Origin of the sequence: Puniceibacterium confluentis (assembly GCF_007923445.1) — a bacterium.
GTDB lineage: Bacteria > Pseudomonadota > Alphaproteobacteria > Rhodobacterales > Rhodobacteraceae > Puniceibacterium > Puniceibacterium confluentis.
Window position 1 is genome coordinate 410191 of sequence record NZ_VOJI01000001.1, and the last position, 16102, is coordinate 426292.

General features: G+C 64.4%; 17 protein-coding genes. 7 read left to right on the top strand and 10 right to left on the bottom strand.

Annotated elements, in window-relative coordinates:
- Nucleotides 1–133 precede the first annotated feature (133 nt).
- Complete coding sequence (locus FOY53_RS01940) at nt 134–805, top strand: winged helix-turn-helix domain-containing protein (protein WP_146585120.1); 672 nt, start codon at nt 134–136, stop codon at nt 803–805.
- Nucleotides 802–2154, top strand: coding sequence for a sensor histidine kinase (locus FOY53_RS01945; protein ID WP_246107243.1), 1353 nt, complete (start codon nt 802–804; stop codon nt 2152–2154). The genes FOY53_RS01940 and FOY53_RS01945 overlap by 4 nt, the downstream gene beginning before the upstream one ends.
- Here the strand turns inward: FOY53_RS01945 and FOY53_RS01950 are convergent.
- Nucleotides 2138–2854 carry a GntR family transcriptional regulator gene (locus FOY53_RS01950; RefSeq protein WP_146585122.1) on the bottom strand — a complete coding sequence of 239 codons (717 nt, stop codon included), beginning with the start codon at nt 2852–2854 and terminating at the stop codon, nt 2138–2140. The genes FOY53_RS01945 and FOY53_RS01950 overlap by 17 nt on opposite strands.
- Nucleotides 2855–3088: 234 nt before the next feature.
- On the opposite strand from FOY53_RS01950, the gene FOY53_RS01955 reads away from it, so the two are divergent.
- The 5 genes from FOY53_RS01955 to FOY53_RS01975 all read left to right on the top strand — a co-directional run bounded on the left by FOY53_RS01955 (nt 3089) and on the right by FOY53_RS01975 (nt 7814).
- Nucleotides 3089–4072 (top strand): ABC transporter ATP-binding protein, encoded by a 984-nt coding sequence (locus FOY53_RS01955; RefSeq protein ID WP_146585124.1) that lies wholly within the window; start codon nt 3089–3091, stop codon nt 4070–4072.
- Between the two features lie 31 nt (nt 4073–4103).
- On the top strand, nt 4104–5369 hold the full coding sequence (locus tag FOY53_RS01960) for an ABC transporter substrate-binding protein (protein ID WP_146585126.1): 1266 nt from the start codon (nt 4104–4106) through the stop codon (nt 5367–5369).
- Between the two features lie 108 nt (nt 5370–5477).
- Nucleotides 5478–6341, top strand: coding sequence for an ABC transporter permease (locus FOY53_RS01965; RefSeq protein ID WP_146585128.1), 864 nt, complete (start codon nt 5478–5480; stop codon nt 6339–6341).
- A 1-nt stretch (nt 6342) separates the two neighbouring features.
- Complete coding sequence (locus FOY53_RS01970; RefSeq protein ID WP_146585130.1) at nt 6343–7182, top strand: ABC transporter permease; 840 nt, start codon at nt 6343–6345, stop codon at nt 7180–7182.
- Nucleotides 7179–7814, top strand: coding sequence for an aspartate/glutamate racemase family protein (locus FOY53_RS01975; RefSeq protein ID WP_146585132.1), 636 nt, complete (start codon nt 7179–7181; stop codon nt 7812–7814). Before FOY53_RS01970 ends, FOY53_RS01975 begins: the two co-directional genes overlap by 4 nt.
- An 11-nt stretch (nt 7815–7825) precedes the next feature.
- On the opposite strand, the gene dtd is transcribed toward FOY53_RS01975, so the two are convergent.
- The 9 genes from dtd to FOY53_RS02020 all read right to left on the bottom strand — a co-directional run bounded on the left by dtd (nt 7826) and on the right by FOY53_RS02020 (nt 15954).
- Entirely contained in the window at nt 7826–8269 is a 444-nt protein-coding gene (gene dtd, locus FOY53_RS01980) for a D-aminoacyl-tRNA deacylase (protein WP_146585134.1), read from the bottom strand.
- On the bottom strand, nt 8266–9168 hold the full coding sequence (locus tag FOY53_RS01985; RefSeq protein ID WP_146585136.1) for a carbohydrate kinase family protein: 903 nt from the start codon (nt 9166–9168) through the stop codon (nt 8266–8268). Before FOY53_RS01985 ends, dtd begins: the two co-directional genes overlap by 4 nt.
- Nucleotides 9169–9332: 164 nt before the next feature.
- Nucleotides 9333–10451 (bottom strand): TFIIB-type zinc finger domain-containing protein, encoded by a 1119-nt coding sequence (locus FOY53_RS01990; RefSeq protein ID WP_146585138.1) that lies wholly within the window; start codon nt 10449–10451, stop codon nt 9333–9335.
- 50 nt (nt 10452–10501) lie between these two features.
- Nucleotides 10502–11620 carry an SPFH domain-containing protein gene (locus tag FOY53_RS01995; protein WP_146585140.1) on the bottom strand — a complete coding sequence of 373 codons (1119 nt, stop codon included), beginning with the start codon at nt 11618–11620 and terminating at the stop codon, nt 10502–10504.
- Between the two features lie 27 nt (nt 11621–11647).
- Nucleotides 11648–12610, bottom strand: a complete 963-nt coding sequence (locus tag FOY53_RS02000) for a DUF2927 domain-containing protein (protein ID WP_146585142.1) — start codon at nt 12608–12610, stop codon at nt 11648–11650.
- Between the two features lies 1 nt (nt 12611).
- A complete protein-coding gene (locus tag FOY53_RS02005; RefSeq protein ID WP_146585144.1) occupies nt 12612–13811 on the bottom strand; it encodes a toxic anion resistance protein in 1200 nt (399 codons plus the stop codon).
- Nucleotides 13812–13841: 30 nt separating this feature from the next.
- Nucleotides 13842–14723 (bottom strand): 5-bromo-4-chloroindolyl phosphate hydrolysis family protein, encoded by an 882-nt coding sequence (locus tag FOY53_RS02010; RefSeq protein WP_146585145.1) that lies wholly within the window; start codon nt 14721–14723, stop codon nt 13842–13844.
- 195 nt (nt 14724–14918) lie between these two features.
- Nucleotides 14919–15743 (bottom strand): hypothetical protein, encoded by an 825-nt coding sequence (locus tag FOY53_RS02015; RefSeq protein WP_146585147.1) that lies wholly within the window; start codon nt 15741–15743, stop codon nt 14919–14921.
- Between the two features lie 16 nt (nt 15744–15759).
- Complete coding sequence (locus FOY53_RS02020) at nt 15760–15954, bottom strand: hypothetical protein (protein ID WP_246107244.1); 195 nt, start codon at nt 15952–15954, stop codon at nt 15760–15762.
- Nucleotides 15955–16102: the final 148 nt, after the last annotated feature.

Consider the following 16102-nt stretch of genomic DNA (forward strand, 5'->3'; position numbering starts at 1 on the left):
GACGCGCGCACCTCACAGCCGGGTGCGACCGGCTATACAAATAGTTTAACATCGCCGCAGCCCTTGCCCTGTGCCGCCCAAGCGATGACTTTAAGGCCACGGCGCGCATGGCCGGAAACCGGATGAGGACGTGATGAAACTGCTTGTCGTCGAGGATGACGCCACCACCGGGGCCTATATCGCCCGGGGGCTGCGCGAAGAGGGCCAGAGCGTCGATCTGGTGACCAGCGGCAAGGAGGCACTGATCCAGGCGACGGGCGGCAGCTATGACGTGTTGATCGTGGACCGGATGCTGCCCGGGATTGATGGCATGACGCTGGTCAAGACCCTGCGCGGCGCGGGCAACAGCACCCCGGTCCTGTTCCTGACATCGCTGGGCAGTGTCGAGGACCGGATCAGCGGCCTGAACGCGGGCGGCGACGACTATCTCGTCAAGCCTTTCGCCTTTGGCGAGCTGTCGGCCCGGGTCGCCGCACTGGCGCGGCGGCCGCAGACGCTGGAACAGGAAACGGTGCTGCGCGCCGGTCCGCTGGAAATGGATCTGATCGCGCGCAAGGTCACGCGCGAAGGGCGCGACATCGACCTGCTGCCGCGCGAATTTGCCATTCTGGAACACCTGATGCGCCGCAAGGGCAGGGTGCAGACCCGCACCATGCTGCTGGAATCGGTCTGGGACATCTCGTTTGACCCGATGACGAATGTGGTGGAAACCCACATCAGCCGGTTGCGCGCCAAGGTCGACAAGCCGTTCGACACCGAGCTGATCAAGACGGTGCGCGGCGCCGGCTACCGGATCGAGGCGTGACCCTGTCCCGCACGTCGATGCTGCGCTCGATGCCGCTGCGGCTGGCCGGCGGGCTGGTGCTGCTTTTTTCGGTGATCTCGCTGGTCAGTCTGGCCGCGAGTTATGTCTATACCCAGCGGTCGTTCGAAATGACCATGCGCGCCGATCTCACCCAGGACATGGCCGGGTTCCGCGCCGCCCCCTCTGCGGCTGCGCTTGCCGTGCTGGTCGAGGCCGAGGCGCGCAGCACCGACCCCGAGCGGGTGGTGCTGAGCTATTTTGCCCCCAACGGGCGGCATTACGGCAATGCGGTGGTGGCGCGCGACGCGGACGGCTACCGCATCGTGTCGGATCTGCCGGGGCAGCCCGAGATCACCGGGCGCTATCTGGCCCTGACGTCGTCGCTGCGGGGCGGACAGCTGACCGTGGCGCGAAGCCGCGCGCAGATCGACGCCCTGCGGGGGGTCTTTCTGAACATCCTCGGCCTGAGCCTGCTGCCGACCATCCTCATCGCGCTGTCGGGGGGATTGATCCTGGCCCGGCGCGGGGCGCGGCATGTGGCGGTGGTCGGCGGCACCCTGGACCGGCTGACCTCGGGGGATCTTGGCGCGCGGGTGGGTGACGCCCGCGGCTGGTCCGACGACCTGGCGCGCATCGGCGCAAAGGTCGATCAGATGGCCCGCAGCCAGGAAGACACGGTGGCCAGCCTGCGGCAGGTGTCGGCAGACATCGCCCATGACCTCAAGACTCCGATCCAGCGGGTCGCGGTGCATCTGGACGAGTTGTCGCAAAGCGCGGATCTGCCCGCCGCCGACCGTGTGCTGGTGGACAAGGCGCTTGCCGAACTCGATGGCATCGTGTCGGTGTTTCATTCGCTTCTGCAACTGGCGCAGATCGAAAGCGGATCACCCCGGGCGCGGTTCGCCCCGGTCGACCTGGCCGCCGTGTGCCGGACGCTGTGCGACGTCTACGAACCCTCGGCGGCCGAGTGCGGCCAGACCCTGACCTGTGTTCTGCCCGAGCATCCGGTGCGTCCGGTGCACGGTGACCGCAACCTGCTGGGTCAGGTGCTGGCCAACCTGATTGAAAACGCCCTGAGGCACACCCCGCCGGGCAGCAGCATCACGGTCGCCCTGTCCCAGACCGAGACCGATGTCGAGCTGTCGGTCCGCGATACCGGCCCCGGAATCCCTGAATCCGAGCGCGAGCAGGTGCTGCGCCGCCTCTATCGGCTGGACCGCAGCCGTTCGACGCCGGGCAACGGGCTGGGTCTGAGCCTTGTTGCGGGCATCGCGCAGGTGCACGATGCGGCGCTGACACTGGAGGATGCAAACCCCGGACTGCGCGTCAGGCTCAGGTTCCCGGGTTGATCAGCGCCTGTTTCAGGGTCCGGGCCGGCGCCGTGGTCTGACGCAGGTCCAGTGCGGTGTGCAGGTCCACCAGGTGGCTGCGCATCAGGGCCTCGGCGCTGGTGCCGTCGCTTGCTGCAATCGCTTCGATCAGGGCGTGATGGGCGTGGCTTTCGCACAGGGCGGATTCGCGCCGCCAGTACAGCGCGATGATCAGGGACGAGCGGGCGATCAGCGTGGCAATGAAGCCGCCGATCGTCTCTTGACCGGCGATGCGGGCAATCTCTTTGTGAAACAGGCCCGACAGATGCAGCGCACGCCCCCTGTCGCCGCCGGCCATGGCGGCATGTTCCTCGGAAATATGTCGGCGCAGCGTGGCGATATCCGCGGCCGTCGCCCGGGTGGCGGCCATGTGGGCGGTGCGGGGCTCCAGCAGTTCGCGGGCCTCGAACACCTCGCGTGCCTCCTGCTGGCTGGGTTGGGCGACATAGGCACCGCGGTTGCGGTGGATCTCGACCAGCTGGATATGCGCCAGACGCTGCAAGGCCGCCCGCACGATGGTGCGCGAGACGCCATAGACCTCGCCGATGTCGTCCTCGCCCAGCTTGGTGCCCGGTGTCAGCCGGTGTTCGTGGATTGCCAGCGACAGCGCCTCGGCCACCCTGTCGCTGGCGGCAAGGCGGGCAAGACTGCGCAGGGGTGTGGTGTCAGGGCTGTTCATGGTCAAATCTCTGGGTTCAGGAATGCCAGAGCGCTTCGCCCACAGCAAGCAGGGGACGGCGCGCGACCTCGCGTGGAACTATTGTATACAATATTGTGTCCGAAAAGCGGGCAGAGCCTCGGCAACCTGACTGAGTTTTGAGCAATCCGCTGCATCGCTGCCCGGCAGCGGCCGTGACTGTTTGCAAGCATCGCGCCCCCGCAGGCTAGATCGTCGTCAAGCCACGGGGGTAACATGAACCAGCCGATCCAGGACCTTGAATTGGTCTCCGTCACCAAACGTTATGGCAACACGATTGCGGTCGATGCCATCAACCATCATTTCCGACCCGCCAGCTACACCTGCCTGTTGGGGCCCTCGGGCTGCGGAAAATCCTCGACCCTGCGGATGATTGCCGGTCACGAGTCGGTCAGCGACGGCGCAATCAATCTGGCCGGGCGGGACATCTCGCACCTGCCGCCGGCCAGACGCGGCACCGCGATGATGTTCCAGAGCTATGCCCTGTTCCCACACCTGAGTGTGACCGACAATGTCGCCTTTTCGCTCAAGATGAAGGGTGTGGACGTCGGAGAGCGGCGGAACAAGGCGCATGAGATGCTGGAACTGGTCGACCTGTCCGCGATGGCCCAGCGACTGCCGGATCAGCTTTCAGGCGGGCAGCAACAGCGGGTGGCGCTGGCCCGCGCGCTGATCACCCGGCCGCAGGTGCTGTTGCTGGACGAGCCGCTGTCGGCGCTGGACCCGTTTCTGCGAATCCGCATGCGGGGCGAGCTGCGCAAGCTGCAGCGCGAATTGGGCATCAGTTTCATTCATGTGACCCACGGCCAAGACGAGGCGCTGGCCCTGGCGGACGAGATCGTGGTGATGAACAACGCGGTGATCGAACAGGCCGGTCCGGCGCGGGACGTGTTCAACGCCCCAAGGACCCGGTTCGTGGCGCAGTTCATGGGCGGGCACAACGTTGTCGCCCTGCCAGAGGGACATTTTGCCATTCGCACCGATGCCGTCGGCGTCGGCGCGCCGGGCAGCGGCATCGCCGCCAGTGTCACCGGCATCGAATATCAGGGCACGCACGTTTCCGTGCTGGCCCGGATCGCAGGTGATCAGGAGGTCACGGCCCTGGTGCCCGATACCGAATTCTTTTCCAGCCCGCGCAGCCCCGGGGACCCGGTCGGCCTGGTCTGGGATGCGCGCAATCTGCACAAACTGACCGCGTGACGCGGCGCAAGTCTGACAAGGAGAGAGACTTATGACACTGAAATCGATTTCCCGCCGTGGAGTGCTCAAGGGCGGTGCGGCCTTTGCCGCCGGATCTACCCTCGGCGCGCCGATGATCTGGGCGCAGAACATCAAGGATGTGACCCTGCGCCAGTTCGGCACCGGCGTGTCCAACCTCAACGAGGTGGCGCAGAAGGTGAAGGAAGACCTGGGCTTCACGCTGGAAATGACGGCACTGGACACGGATTCGGTGACCCAGCGCGCCGCAACCCAGCCCAACAGCTTTGACATCGCGGATATCGAGTATTTTATCTGCAAGAAGGTCTGGCCGGCCGGCAACCTGCAGGCGATGGATACCAGCAAGATCAAGAATTACGACAAGATCGTCGGCATTTTCCGCGATGGCAAGCTCACCCCCGAAAGCGTCATCGCCCAGGGCACGGCGCCGCACACCGTCGGGTTCACCTCCGGCCCGGACGGCACCGACTTCGTGCAGGAAGAGTCGGGCTGGATGACGCTGATCCCGACCATCTACAACGCCGACACACTGGGCATCCGTCCCGACCTGATCGGGCGGCCGATTTCCAAGTGGGCCGAGTTGCTGAACCCCGAGTTCAAGGGAAAGGCGTCGATTCTCGACATCTCGTCGATCGGGATCATGGACATGGCGATGGTCATCGAATCGATGGGTGAACACACCTACGGCGACAAGGGCAACATGACGAAGGAAGAGATCGACATGACCCTTGGCATCTTTACCGAAGCCAAGAAGAACGGTCAGTTCCGCGCCTTCTGGAAGTCGTTCGACGAATCGGTCAACCTGATGGCGAGCGGCGAGGTGGTGATCCAGTCGATGTGGTCACCCGCCATCACCGCCGTGAAATCCAAGGGTATTCCCTGCGTCTACCAGCCGCTGGAAGAGGGCTACCGGTCCTGGGGCGGCGGCATCGGGTTGTCAGCGGCCCTGACCGGTCTGGAACGTGATGCGGCCTATGAATACATCAACTGGTACCTCGACGGCTGGGTCGGCGGATTCCTGATGCGGCAGGGGTACTATTCGGCGGTGCCGTCGACCTCGAAGGATTACATGTCCGAGAACGAATGGGGCTACTGGTTCGAGGGCAAGGAAGCCACGGACGTCATCACCTCGCCGTTCGGCGATCCGCTGGCACAGGCAGGCGAGACGCGGGACGGCGGATCCTTCGAAGAACGGATGGGCGCAGTGGCCTGCTGGAACTCGGTCATGGACGAGAACCAGTACATGGTGCGCAAGTGGAATGAATTCATCGCGGCGTGATGTGAGTTCTGCGGGCCGGGCGGTGGCGCCCGGCCGGTGTCGCCGGAGCGGGGGCCAGCCCCCACACCCCCGGCATATTTGACCCAGAGAAGATGCGGGATCTGAAGGATGCGGATACAGCGACGACATGCGGGCATACTGGCCTGGCTTCAGGCGGCGCCGATGGCGCTGGTGTTGCTGGTGTTTCTGGTGGCGCCGATCGTGATGATTGCGGTGGTCAGTTTCTGGCAGGCGACCGAATTTTCCATCATTCCGGCCTTTGAGTTCGACAACTACGAGTTTCTGTTCGGCTCATCGGTGACGTACCGGGTGTTTGTGAACACCTTCAAATACGCGCTGATCACCTGGGCCTTCACCTTTCTGATCGGCTTTGCAGTCGCCTACTTTCTGGCGTTCCATGTGCGCAGCCTGACCTGGCAGATTGCCCTGTTCCTGTTGTGCACGATCCCGTTCTGGACCTCGAACATCATCCGGATGATCAGCTGGATCCCGTTTCTGGGGCGCAACGGGATTGCCAATTCGGCGCTGATGTCCTGGGGCGTGATCGACGCGCCGCTGGACTGGCTGCTGTTTTCCGACTTTGCCGTGATCCTGGCCTTTGTGCACCTCTACACGCTGTTCATGGTGGTGCCGATCTTCAACACCATGATGCGCATCGACCGCGCGCTGATCGAGGCGGCGCGGGATGCCGGAGCAAATGGCCTGCAGATCCTGTGGAACGTGATCGTGCCGCTCTGCAAGCCGGGGATCATGATCGGGTCGATTTTTGTGATAACCTTGGTGATGGGTGATTTCATCACCGTGCGATTCATGTCCGGCAGCCAGTCGGCCAACGTCGGACGGCTGATTTCAAACGACATCGCGCTGTTGCAATATCCCTCTGCGGCGGCAACGGCCATGGTCCTGCTGGCCACTGTGCTGATCGTGATCGCGATCCTGCTGCGCTTTGTCGATATCCGGAAGGAATTGTAGGATGGAGCCGCGGCCCAGATCCTTTTACGTGCTGTCCGTGTTTTTTGCGCTGTTCCTGCTGTTCCTGTACGGACCCACGATCACCATCGGCATCCTGTCCTTTCAGGGACCGGGCGGCGGGCTGACATTTCCGATGCGGGGCACCTCGCTGTACTGGTTCCGCGACCTGTTCGAGCAACAGGCGGTGGGCGACATATGGGGCAGCTTCCGGCGGAGTTTCGCCCTGGGGCTGATGGTGATGGTGACGACCGTTGTGGTGTCGGTGATGGGCGGGCTGGCGTTTCGCAAGAAGTTCCCCGGCGCGACGGTGCTGTTCTATCTCATCATCACCTCGCTGGTGATTCCGTCGATCCTGATTTCGCTGGGTGTCGGGCTGATGTTTTCGCAGGCCGGGCTGACCGTGCACTGGGCGACATCCGGGTTCGGGGCGCAGCTGACCTGGACCTTGCCCTTTGGTCTGCTGATCATGTTCGCCGTGTTCAACCGCTTTGACAAAAGCTATGAGGAGGCGGCGCGCGATCTGGGCGCCAGCCCCTGGCAGACGCTGCGCCATGTGGTGCTGCCGATCATCGCTCCATCGCTGATCGGGGTTGCGCTGTTCGGCTTCACCCTCAGCTATGACGAATTCGCCCGCACCCTGCTGACGGCGGGCAGTTACAACACGCTGCCGCTGGAGATCTACGGCATGACCACCAACGTGACCTCGCCTGTGCTGTATGCGCTGGGCACGCTGACCACGCTGTTTTCGCTGGCGATGATCGCGGTATTCCTGGGCATCACCTGGATTGCGACCCGGCGTCGCGCCGCCCATGGTTCGGATGCGGGCAGCGGGGTGGTATGATCGTTCTCATCAATCCCAACAGCACCGTGTCGATGACCGATGCCATGGTGCGCACAGCCCGGGACGTGGCGCGCGGGATCAAGGTGGTCGGCTGGACCTCGCACGACGGGCCGTCGGCGATTCAGGGGCCGGAGGATGGCGAGGCATCGGTGCCGCCGTTGCTGGAGCTGGTGGCCAAGGCCGCCGAACTGGGCCCGCAGGCGGTGATCATCGGCTGTTTTGACGACACCGGGCTGGACGAAGCGCGTGCCATTGCCGGCTGCCCGGTGATCGGCATCGGGCAGGCGGCCTACCACATGGCGGTGCTCGCCGGAGAGCGGTTTTCCGTGGTCACGACGCTGGCGGTTTCCGTCCCGGTGCTCGAGGGCAACATCCGCCGCTACGGTCTGGCCGGGCACCTGGGGCGGGTGCGGGCCAGCGGGGTCGCGGTGCTCGATCTTGAGCGGGATCCAGAGGCTTCGGCGTTGCGGGTTCTGGACGAGGTCGCGGAGGCCGCGCGCGAGGATGGTGTGCAGAGCATCGTGCTGGGCTGTGCCGGCATGGTCGACCTGCCGGCCCGGGCCGCCGAGGTCAGCAATCTGCGCATCATCGACGGGGTGCGGTCAGCGGTGCAGATCGGCGCGCTCTTTTAACCGCCGAGGCGTCAGTCCGCGGTGTCCAGCCAGATGGTCACCGGGCCGTCATTCACCAGGCTGACGGCCATGTCGGCACCAAAGCGTCCGGTCGCCGTGGCGATGCCCTGCGCCTGAATCTGCCCGGCGAAATGTTCATACAGGTGCCTGCCCGCGTCCGGCGCTGCCGCGGTGGAAAAGCCGGGACGGTTGCCGCGCGATGTGTCCGCAGCCAGAGTGAACTGACTGATCACCAGAGCGGCACCGCCGGTGTCCAGTACCGACCTGTTCATCTTTCCCGCGTCATCGGTAAAGATGCGCAGCTTGGCGATCCTTGCGGCCAGTCGGTCGGCCGTGGCCTCGGTATCGCCCTGCATCGCGCAGACGAGGATCAGCAGTCCGGGGCCGATGTCGCCGAGAACGGCGCCATCGACGGCCACCGACGCCCGGCTGACCCGTTGCAGCAGTGCCCTCACAGTTCGTGCAGCCAGGGCGGGTTGGCGCCGGCGCGGCTGACGGTGATGGCGGCGGCCTGTGCGCCCAATGCGACCGCGGGCCGGAGGCTGTCCAGTGACGCGCTGCGCAGGCTGTCGCGCGTCAGCAGGCCATCACGGGACAGCCCGGCCAGAAGTCCGGCGTTGAAGGTGTCACCGGCGCCGACGGTGTCGACGACCGTGGCCTTGTTCGCGGGCACGCGCAGGGTTCCGGCGGCGCTGGTGGCATCCACGCCTTCGGCGCCGCGGGTCACCAGCACCAGAGCGGTGCCTCTGGAGATCAGCTCCTCCGGGGTGGTGCCGAGCCACTCCATGTCTTCGTCCGAAACCTTGATGATGTCGGCGCAGGGCAGCATGGCGTCCAGCCGCTTGCGGTAGCCCGGCTCGTCCGTGATGAAATTGGGGCGGATGTTCGGATCCATCATGATCACCCGGCGCCCCGCCTCGCGCTGGCAGAACGCGGCATAGGTGTCTGCGGCAGGTTCCGACACCAGGCTGATGCCGCCAAAGAACAGGGCGGTGACCGTCGCGGGCAGATCCGGCAGATCCGTGGGCGCCAGCATCCGCCCGGCCGTCATCTCGTCATAAAAGGCGTATTTCGCGTGGCCGTTGGTAAGGGTCACGAAGGCCAGCGTTGTGGGGCGGTCGCTGCGCGGCGACAGGGAATAGTCGACCTTGGAGGCATCCAGCGCGGCGCAGAGCTGGGCGCCGAAGAGGTCGGACGAGAGGCCGCCGAAATATCCCGATGGCGCACCCAGGCGGCCAAGCGCGATGGCGGTGTTGAACACCGCGCCGCCGGACAACGGCGCAAAGGCGGGCTCTCCTGCGCTGGTTTCGCGCGGCAGCATGTCGATCAGGGCTTCTCCGCAGCACAGGATCATGGCGATCTCCTCAAAATGTTTGCGCTAACTTGCCTTGTGGGCGTGGCGGGGGCAAGCCCCCGCAGCGCATGTGCGGGCGGTTCCCGGGGCAAAAAAGCATCTATAGGTCCGGCTCGGCGCACCAGGGCCGTCGGCAAAGTGTATCAGCATATCCCGGCGCGCTCCTATTGGTTCATTGCGACGACATAGCCGACACCGGCAGCTACAATCAGACCCACGATCACCGCGAGAGCGATCTTCCAGGTCGACCAGGGCCGTTCGCCCTGCACTCGGCCGGTCTGGCCGTTGACCACAAAGCGGTAACTCTTGCCACGGTACTTGTAGGCGGCCAGCCAGACCGGCAGCAGCACATGTTTGAAGGTGATGGCGCTGACATCGGTATCCACGCTGTGGATGCGCTGGCGGTCGCCGCCGATGTCGAACTTCACATCGCGGGCGATCTGCTGGTCCATCAGCCCGCGTGCTTCGGTAAAACCGACATCCAGATCGACGGTATAGCCCTCGGCCCGGAACCCGGCGAGGAATTCGGGGCGGTAGGGCTCCATCCGGGTCAGATCCCAGGGTTGCAGCGCATCGGTAAAGCGTTTGGGCAGCGAGGTCGACGCCAGCACCAGCACGTCGTCGAAGAACCGGGCCACGCGACCCGATGCCGGGCGCCAGCGGACCTTTTGCACCTGTTGTGTCTGCCGCTTGCCGTCGCGCATCACTGTTCGGGTCTCGTAGTAGACCGTGCCACGCTCGCCCCGGTAACTGGACTTGGTGTCCGCGTCATAGGTCCAGTAGGGGACATAGATCCCCTGCATGCGCCGACCCTTGCGGGCATAATCGGTGAGGCCGTTGGGGGCGAACCACAAACCGCCAAGCCAGTCGGTCATCGCCTGCCGCGCCCTGGGTTCATCTAGCTCGAACGGCAGCACGCCGCGCGGTTTGATGTGACGGTGCGTGCCGGTGTCGGCCACCACAGGCGTGGCGCAGAACGGACATTCGGTGGCGTGCACGTCCGGGTCGAATTCCACCTGTGCGCCGCAGTTGGGGCAGGTGGTGACGCGGGTCTCTTCAAGTTCCTGGAGCGGCAGAAGGTTGTCGAGCGCGCGCCGGAAATCCAGTTCCTTGATGCCGCCGTCCCAGGGGCCTGCGGTGCCGGTGACCTGTTCGGTATTGCCGCAATGGTCACAGATCAGCAGGCCCCGTCCGGGGTCGAATCGCATCTCCGAACCGCAGTTGTCGCAGGGAAAGCGGTGCTCCTGTGCAGGGGCTGGCGCGGGGGGCGGAATGTCGGACATGAACGTTTGAACTTCCGGCAGGAAAATCTAGCGGCAGATGAAGGCGGGACTCAGGCGCCCGGCGGCGGTGGCGGCAGGACAGTGAACAGTTGCGCCAGTTCCGTCACATCCTCGGCCCGCAACCAGCCGTCCTGGCCGGCAGTCCAGACATAGCTGTCGCGGCTGAGTTCGCCACTTGTCGCCATCCGGCCCAGTGCGGCGCGCGAGAACGGCCCTCTGGTCTGGCCGTTTTCGGCAATGTGCCAGACATGTTCGACGGGCGGGGGCGGCGGTGCGACCGGGGCCTGTGCCTGCGCCGCCGGGGCTGCCCCCCAGGGGCCCTGACTGGCCATCTGCTGTGCCATCGCCATTCCCATGCCGGCACCAAGGCCCGCGGCCATGCCCCCCCCGGCGGGGTTGTTTGCGGCAGCGGTCATCGCCTCTGCGGCCGAGTATTGCGTGAACTTGCCCAGATCCCCGGCGAGCCCCATCGAGGTGCGCTTGTCCAGCGCCTGTTCGACCGCAGGGGGCAGGGAAATGTTTTCGATATACATCTCGGGCATCGTCAGGCCATAGGCCATGATCGTGGTCGAGACTTCGCCGGCCACCAGCTTGCTCAGATCGGCGGTGTTGGCGGCCATGTCCAGCACCGGAATCCCGGACGACGCCAGAACGCGGCTGACTTCCTGCACGATGATGTTGCGGATCTGAAAGCTGATCTCGTCCATGGTGAATTCGCCGTCGGTGCCGACGATTTCGATCAGGAACCTTGCGGCATCGGTCACGCGGATCGAATAGGTGCCAAAGGCGCGCAGGCGCACCGGGCCGAATTCGGGGTCACGGGCGATGATCGGATTTTTCGTGCCCCATTTGAGATCGTTGAACCGGGTGGTGTTGACGAAATAGACCTCGGACTTGAACGGGCTCTTGAAGCCGTGGTCCCAGTGCTGCAGCGAGGTCATGATCGGCATGTTGTTGGTTTCGAGCATATAAAGCCCGGGCGTGAACACATCCGCCAGCTGCCCCTCGTGCACAAAGACCGCGGCCTGGCCCTCGCGCACCGTCAGCTTGGCACCATACTTGATTTCGTGCCCTTCGCGTTCAAAGCGCCAGACCATGGTGTCGCGGCTGTCGTCGGTCCAATGGATGACGTCGATGAACTGTCCGCTGAGAAAGTCGAAAATGCCCATGTCATGGCCTCCTGTCGGTGATTGGGGTCAGCTGGGCCCGCCAACGTTGAGGGCCGCAAGCTCCTGGATGATGGGGCGCGCTTCTTCGGCGGACATGCCGGGCTTCAGGCGCGAGTCGTAGAGCATCCGAAGTAGGATCTCGTCATGTGTGGTCAGCAGGGCAAATTCGTCGTCATCGTTGAAGATCGACGGACGCGCCTGCGGGCTGTCATTCGCCAGTCCCAGACCCTGCGCCACCTCTTCGTGGATGCACGACCGCATCAGCAGGTCGGGGTGTTCGGCGCGCACCAGAGCGATCGCCTTGCCATAGCTGTAGCCGCCGTTCTCTTCGGAAAAGGCGATGACCAGACAATGGATGGCGCGCGGCATGTTGTCAAAGATGCGCAGCGATGTCGGGTTGATGTCCGGCACCAGTTCCAGAATGCGCGGGACCACAAGAGCGCTGTCATCCTCGCTCATGAACAGGACGTGAAAGTTGGGATTGCTGTCGGACGTCGTGATCGGATGGCCGGTCACCCGCGCCAGCCGACTGACATAGCGCGACAGAAAGGCGCTGTCCTTGCTGCGTTCGGCATCGGTGACAGAAGGCCCGAACTCGGCGGTGACCCGCACCGGCTGGGTCCATTTCTTGATCCGCCCCAGACGGCCTGACGACGGGCGGAAGCCCTGACCGCGTTCATATTCCTCGGCCAGCGCGATCTGTTCGAAATTCCGCGCCAGCATGGTGTCGGTAAAGGGCGTGTCCGGTCCGCCGCCGTCCGTGCGCAGCAACCCCTGTGCTTTCAGGTCGGTTTCCACCCGGACATAATAGCTGGCCAGGGCTGCGCTGGCGGCAGACGGCAGCTTGCGCGACACGGGCTTGACCATCGGGCGCAGTGCCGGGGCAACTGGGCGTGCCTGCGGCTTCACCTCGGGCGGAGCGGGAGGCAGGGGCTCGCAGGCCACAAGAGCCAGCAGCGCAAAGGCAGCGGTGATGCCGCGACGGATCATGTCAGGCCTTCGGAACAGAGGTGCCGGCGGTATCGCCCACACCGTCGCGCCGCGCCTTGGCCGATGCCAGCGTATCACGCAACTCCTTTTCCATCTTCTGCAACTCGTCTTCGGCCCTGGCCCGGCGGGCCTTGCCTTCGTCGGCAATGGCCAGGCTTTCGTTGATCGTGCCGATCAGGTCGGCATTGGCCTGCTTGACGGCTTCGATGTCGAACACGCCGCGCTCCATCTCCTGCCGGATCACCTTGTTGGAATCGCGCAGGTTCTTGGCGTTCGCGGTCAGCAGTTCGTTGGTAAGGTCGTTGGCCTCGCGCACCGCACCGGCGGCTTCGGCCGAGCGTTGGATGGTGACCGCCTGAGCCAGCTGTGTTTCCCAGAGCGGGACGGTGTTCACCAGGGTCGAATTGATCTTGGTCACCAGACTCTTGTCGTTTTCCTGCACCAGCCGGATCGAGGGCAGCGACTGCATCGTCACCTGCCGTGTGAGTTTCAGGTCATGCACCCGGCGCTCCAGATCGTCGCGGGCGGCACGCAGGTCGCGCAGTTCCTGTGCCACCATGACCTGATCGGCCTCGGGGGCGGCCTTGACCGCGGCGTCCTTGGCGGGGATGTCGACCTCGTCCAGCCCGCGCAGCTTTTCCGTGCCCGCGGCGATGTAAAGCGCCAGTTCGTCATAGAAATCGAGGGTCTTTTCGTAGAGCAGATCCAGAGACTTGATGTCCTTGAGAAGGGTGTGCTCGTGTTTCTGCAGGTCCTCGGTCACGCGGTCGATCTGTGTCTGCACCTTTTCGAACTGCGCCGTGAACTTGGCAAAGGGTGCGGCGCGGCCCAGCAGCTTCTCCCACCAGCTGCGTTCCCGGCGCACGTCCAGTTCCGAGACAGAAAAACCGCGGATCGTGCTGACAATCGAGCGCAGGGAATCGCCGGCCGGACCAACGTCCTTGTTACGGACATCCGCCAGCATGGCCTGGCTGATCTCTTGCAGTTCCGCCTGCGCCGCCGAGCCGAATGACACGATGGACTGGGTGTCGGTCATGTCGATTTCATCCATGCGCGAGCGGATTTCCTCGCTGGCATGGGCGTCGGCTTCGGCAAGCGGAACGATGGCATCTGCGTCCTTCGGTTCCGGCAGAACCACGGCATTGACTTCGTCGACCAGAGCCAGCGTTTCCTGCGCCTTGGCGCGGACATTCTCAGACATGGAATTTCCTCATTTCTGGAACGGGGGCCTTCAGGAAAGGCGCACCCCTTCGCGTTGCAGACGGTCGCGCAGGACCTCGATCTCGACGTTGAGATCGCTGTTCGTGTCCAGCAGCAGTTTCTTTGTCTTGGCGCCGAAACTCTCTTCGAGATCGGTGAGCAGCATCATGTAGTCGGTGCGTGCCTGGGCGTCGCGGGTGCGGGCATAGACATCTGCGAACTTGATGGTCGCGTCCCGCGCGCCCATCAGATAAACGCCCAGAAATTTGCGCGCGGCGGTCAGGTCGCGCGGGTCTTCCTCGACGGTGCGCAGCAATTCCTTTGCCCGGACCTGAAAGCGTTCGACCCGGGCTTCGATCTGGCGGTCGCCGGCGCGCTTCACGGCATCGGTCATCGCGGCCAGGTATTTCTCGGCCTCGTCCACCACCCGCGCAACGCGGTCCTGCTGGAAGGTGTCGATGCCTTCCATGCCCTTGTTCTTCAGCGGGTCGATGCCAAAGGCACCGACGTGCAGCGCCCCGGCGGCGACACCGTAAATCAACGGCGCCACCAGGCCGGGGTCGGTCTTGAAGGCGGCCAGCGCGGCACCAAGACCGGCACAGGCCGCGGCCAGGATCTTGCGCGGAATCGCCGGTCGCCGGGCCACCCGGCGGGTGTTGAATTCAGCCTCGGCGCGCAGGCCGTCCCGCAGCAACCAGGCGCCCAGCGTCAACACCGCCGCCCCCGAGAGGCCGGCCGCCAATCCGGCGGCACCCGCGGTCAGCGATGTAAAGGCCAGCAGCACCGGCGGCAGAAACAGCAGGTTGCTGCGTGCGCCGACCGGATCGACCCGTGCGCCGTCAAAGGCCGGTCTGCCCTCTTCCGGCGCGCCGGTGCTATCCGGGCTGTATTTGCCGCCAAAACGTTGCGCCATGCCTCAAAGCCCCCCGAGGAAGCCTGACGATACCCCGAAAAGGAGCACGATCAGAAGGACATAGGTCACTTTCTGAAGGCCGGTGCCGGACATGTCACCCCCTGGGTGTTGCAACTCAGTCCGAACTTAGGTGAATCGACCGACGCTTGCTAGGGGGAAAGGCCAAACAGTCCCGTGTGCACCGCCAAAATATCGTCAGTCCGTGATGGCGCGCTTCATTCTGTCCAGCAGCAGGTCAGCCTCAAGCTCGAAGCTGTCCTGACCTGCGGCAACGCGTTGCCGACGGGCGCGGGTTTCGAAAATCTCGATCATTGCGGCAAGCTTCAGGATATATCTCTGGCGGGCAAAACTCCGGCTCTCGTCCGACCATGATACCTGCAGGCGATCAGCTTCCCGCAGGGCCATGTCCAGGAACTTCATCAGCGGTTTGCACAGCGGTCCCAGTCCCTGCGGGTCCCGGGCCAGGGCCCGCAGGCACCGTTCCACGACGTGGCGCACGGCGGTGGTGCAATGTCGCAACTCGCTGTCGTCAAGGCTGTCGATCTTCTGATCCAGGTCGGCGAGCAGGCGCATGGCGCTCAGCGACACGTCGCGGGTCCGCTGCCGCTGCAGCACCATCGGATCGTTGCTGCCCTTGTCCTGCATCGGATCGGCGCCGAAGGCGGCAACGCACAACCCGGTCGCAATCGCGCCGCACGCCAGCACCGGCAATGTCTCGGAAAATTGGGTGGCGGCCAGGATCGCGACAAGAACCCCGACCAGCGCCGAGCCCGCCAGTTTGCGCGGCAGTCGCGGGTGAACCGCAACTTCGGCCGCATCATAGGCGGCATGCAGGCGGCTGCCTTCGGCAACGAGCCACAGCGCCAGCGCGAACAGGCCCAGCAGGACCGACGCCGACACCATCGAGATCACGGCACCATCAAGATACCACAGGAAAAGCGGGCAGGCGGCCAGATACAGCAACGTCAATCCCTGTGCGGGGCTGTCCGGTTGGCGCGCGTCTGTGGAGTGGATGTACACGGTTCTTCCCTTCCCGTCAGAGCGAGGCCAGCGCAAAGATGAGCGCCCAGAGCGCGCCGAAGGCAAGCTTTTGCCCAAGGTGTCCGGACCGCAATCCGCGGCCGACAGCATCGCGCAGCACCTGGAACGTGTCCTGGGCCACAAGTCGCAGATTTGACAGCACCATCAGGGTGGAGCCGACCATCACGGTGAGAGCGAGAAACGTTATCATCATGCGCTCAGAACTGACGGGCAATCCGGGCAGAAAGAGGGCAGATTCGCGATGATTTCACGGTACGTCCACTGTGGTCCGTGAAGCGTTGTCAATTTAAATCAACGCGTTACATATTGCGGCCGCCGGTTCGCAGCCGATAACCGCA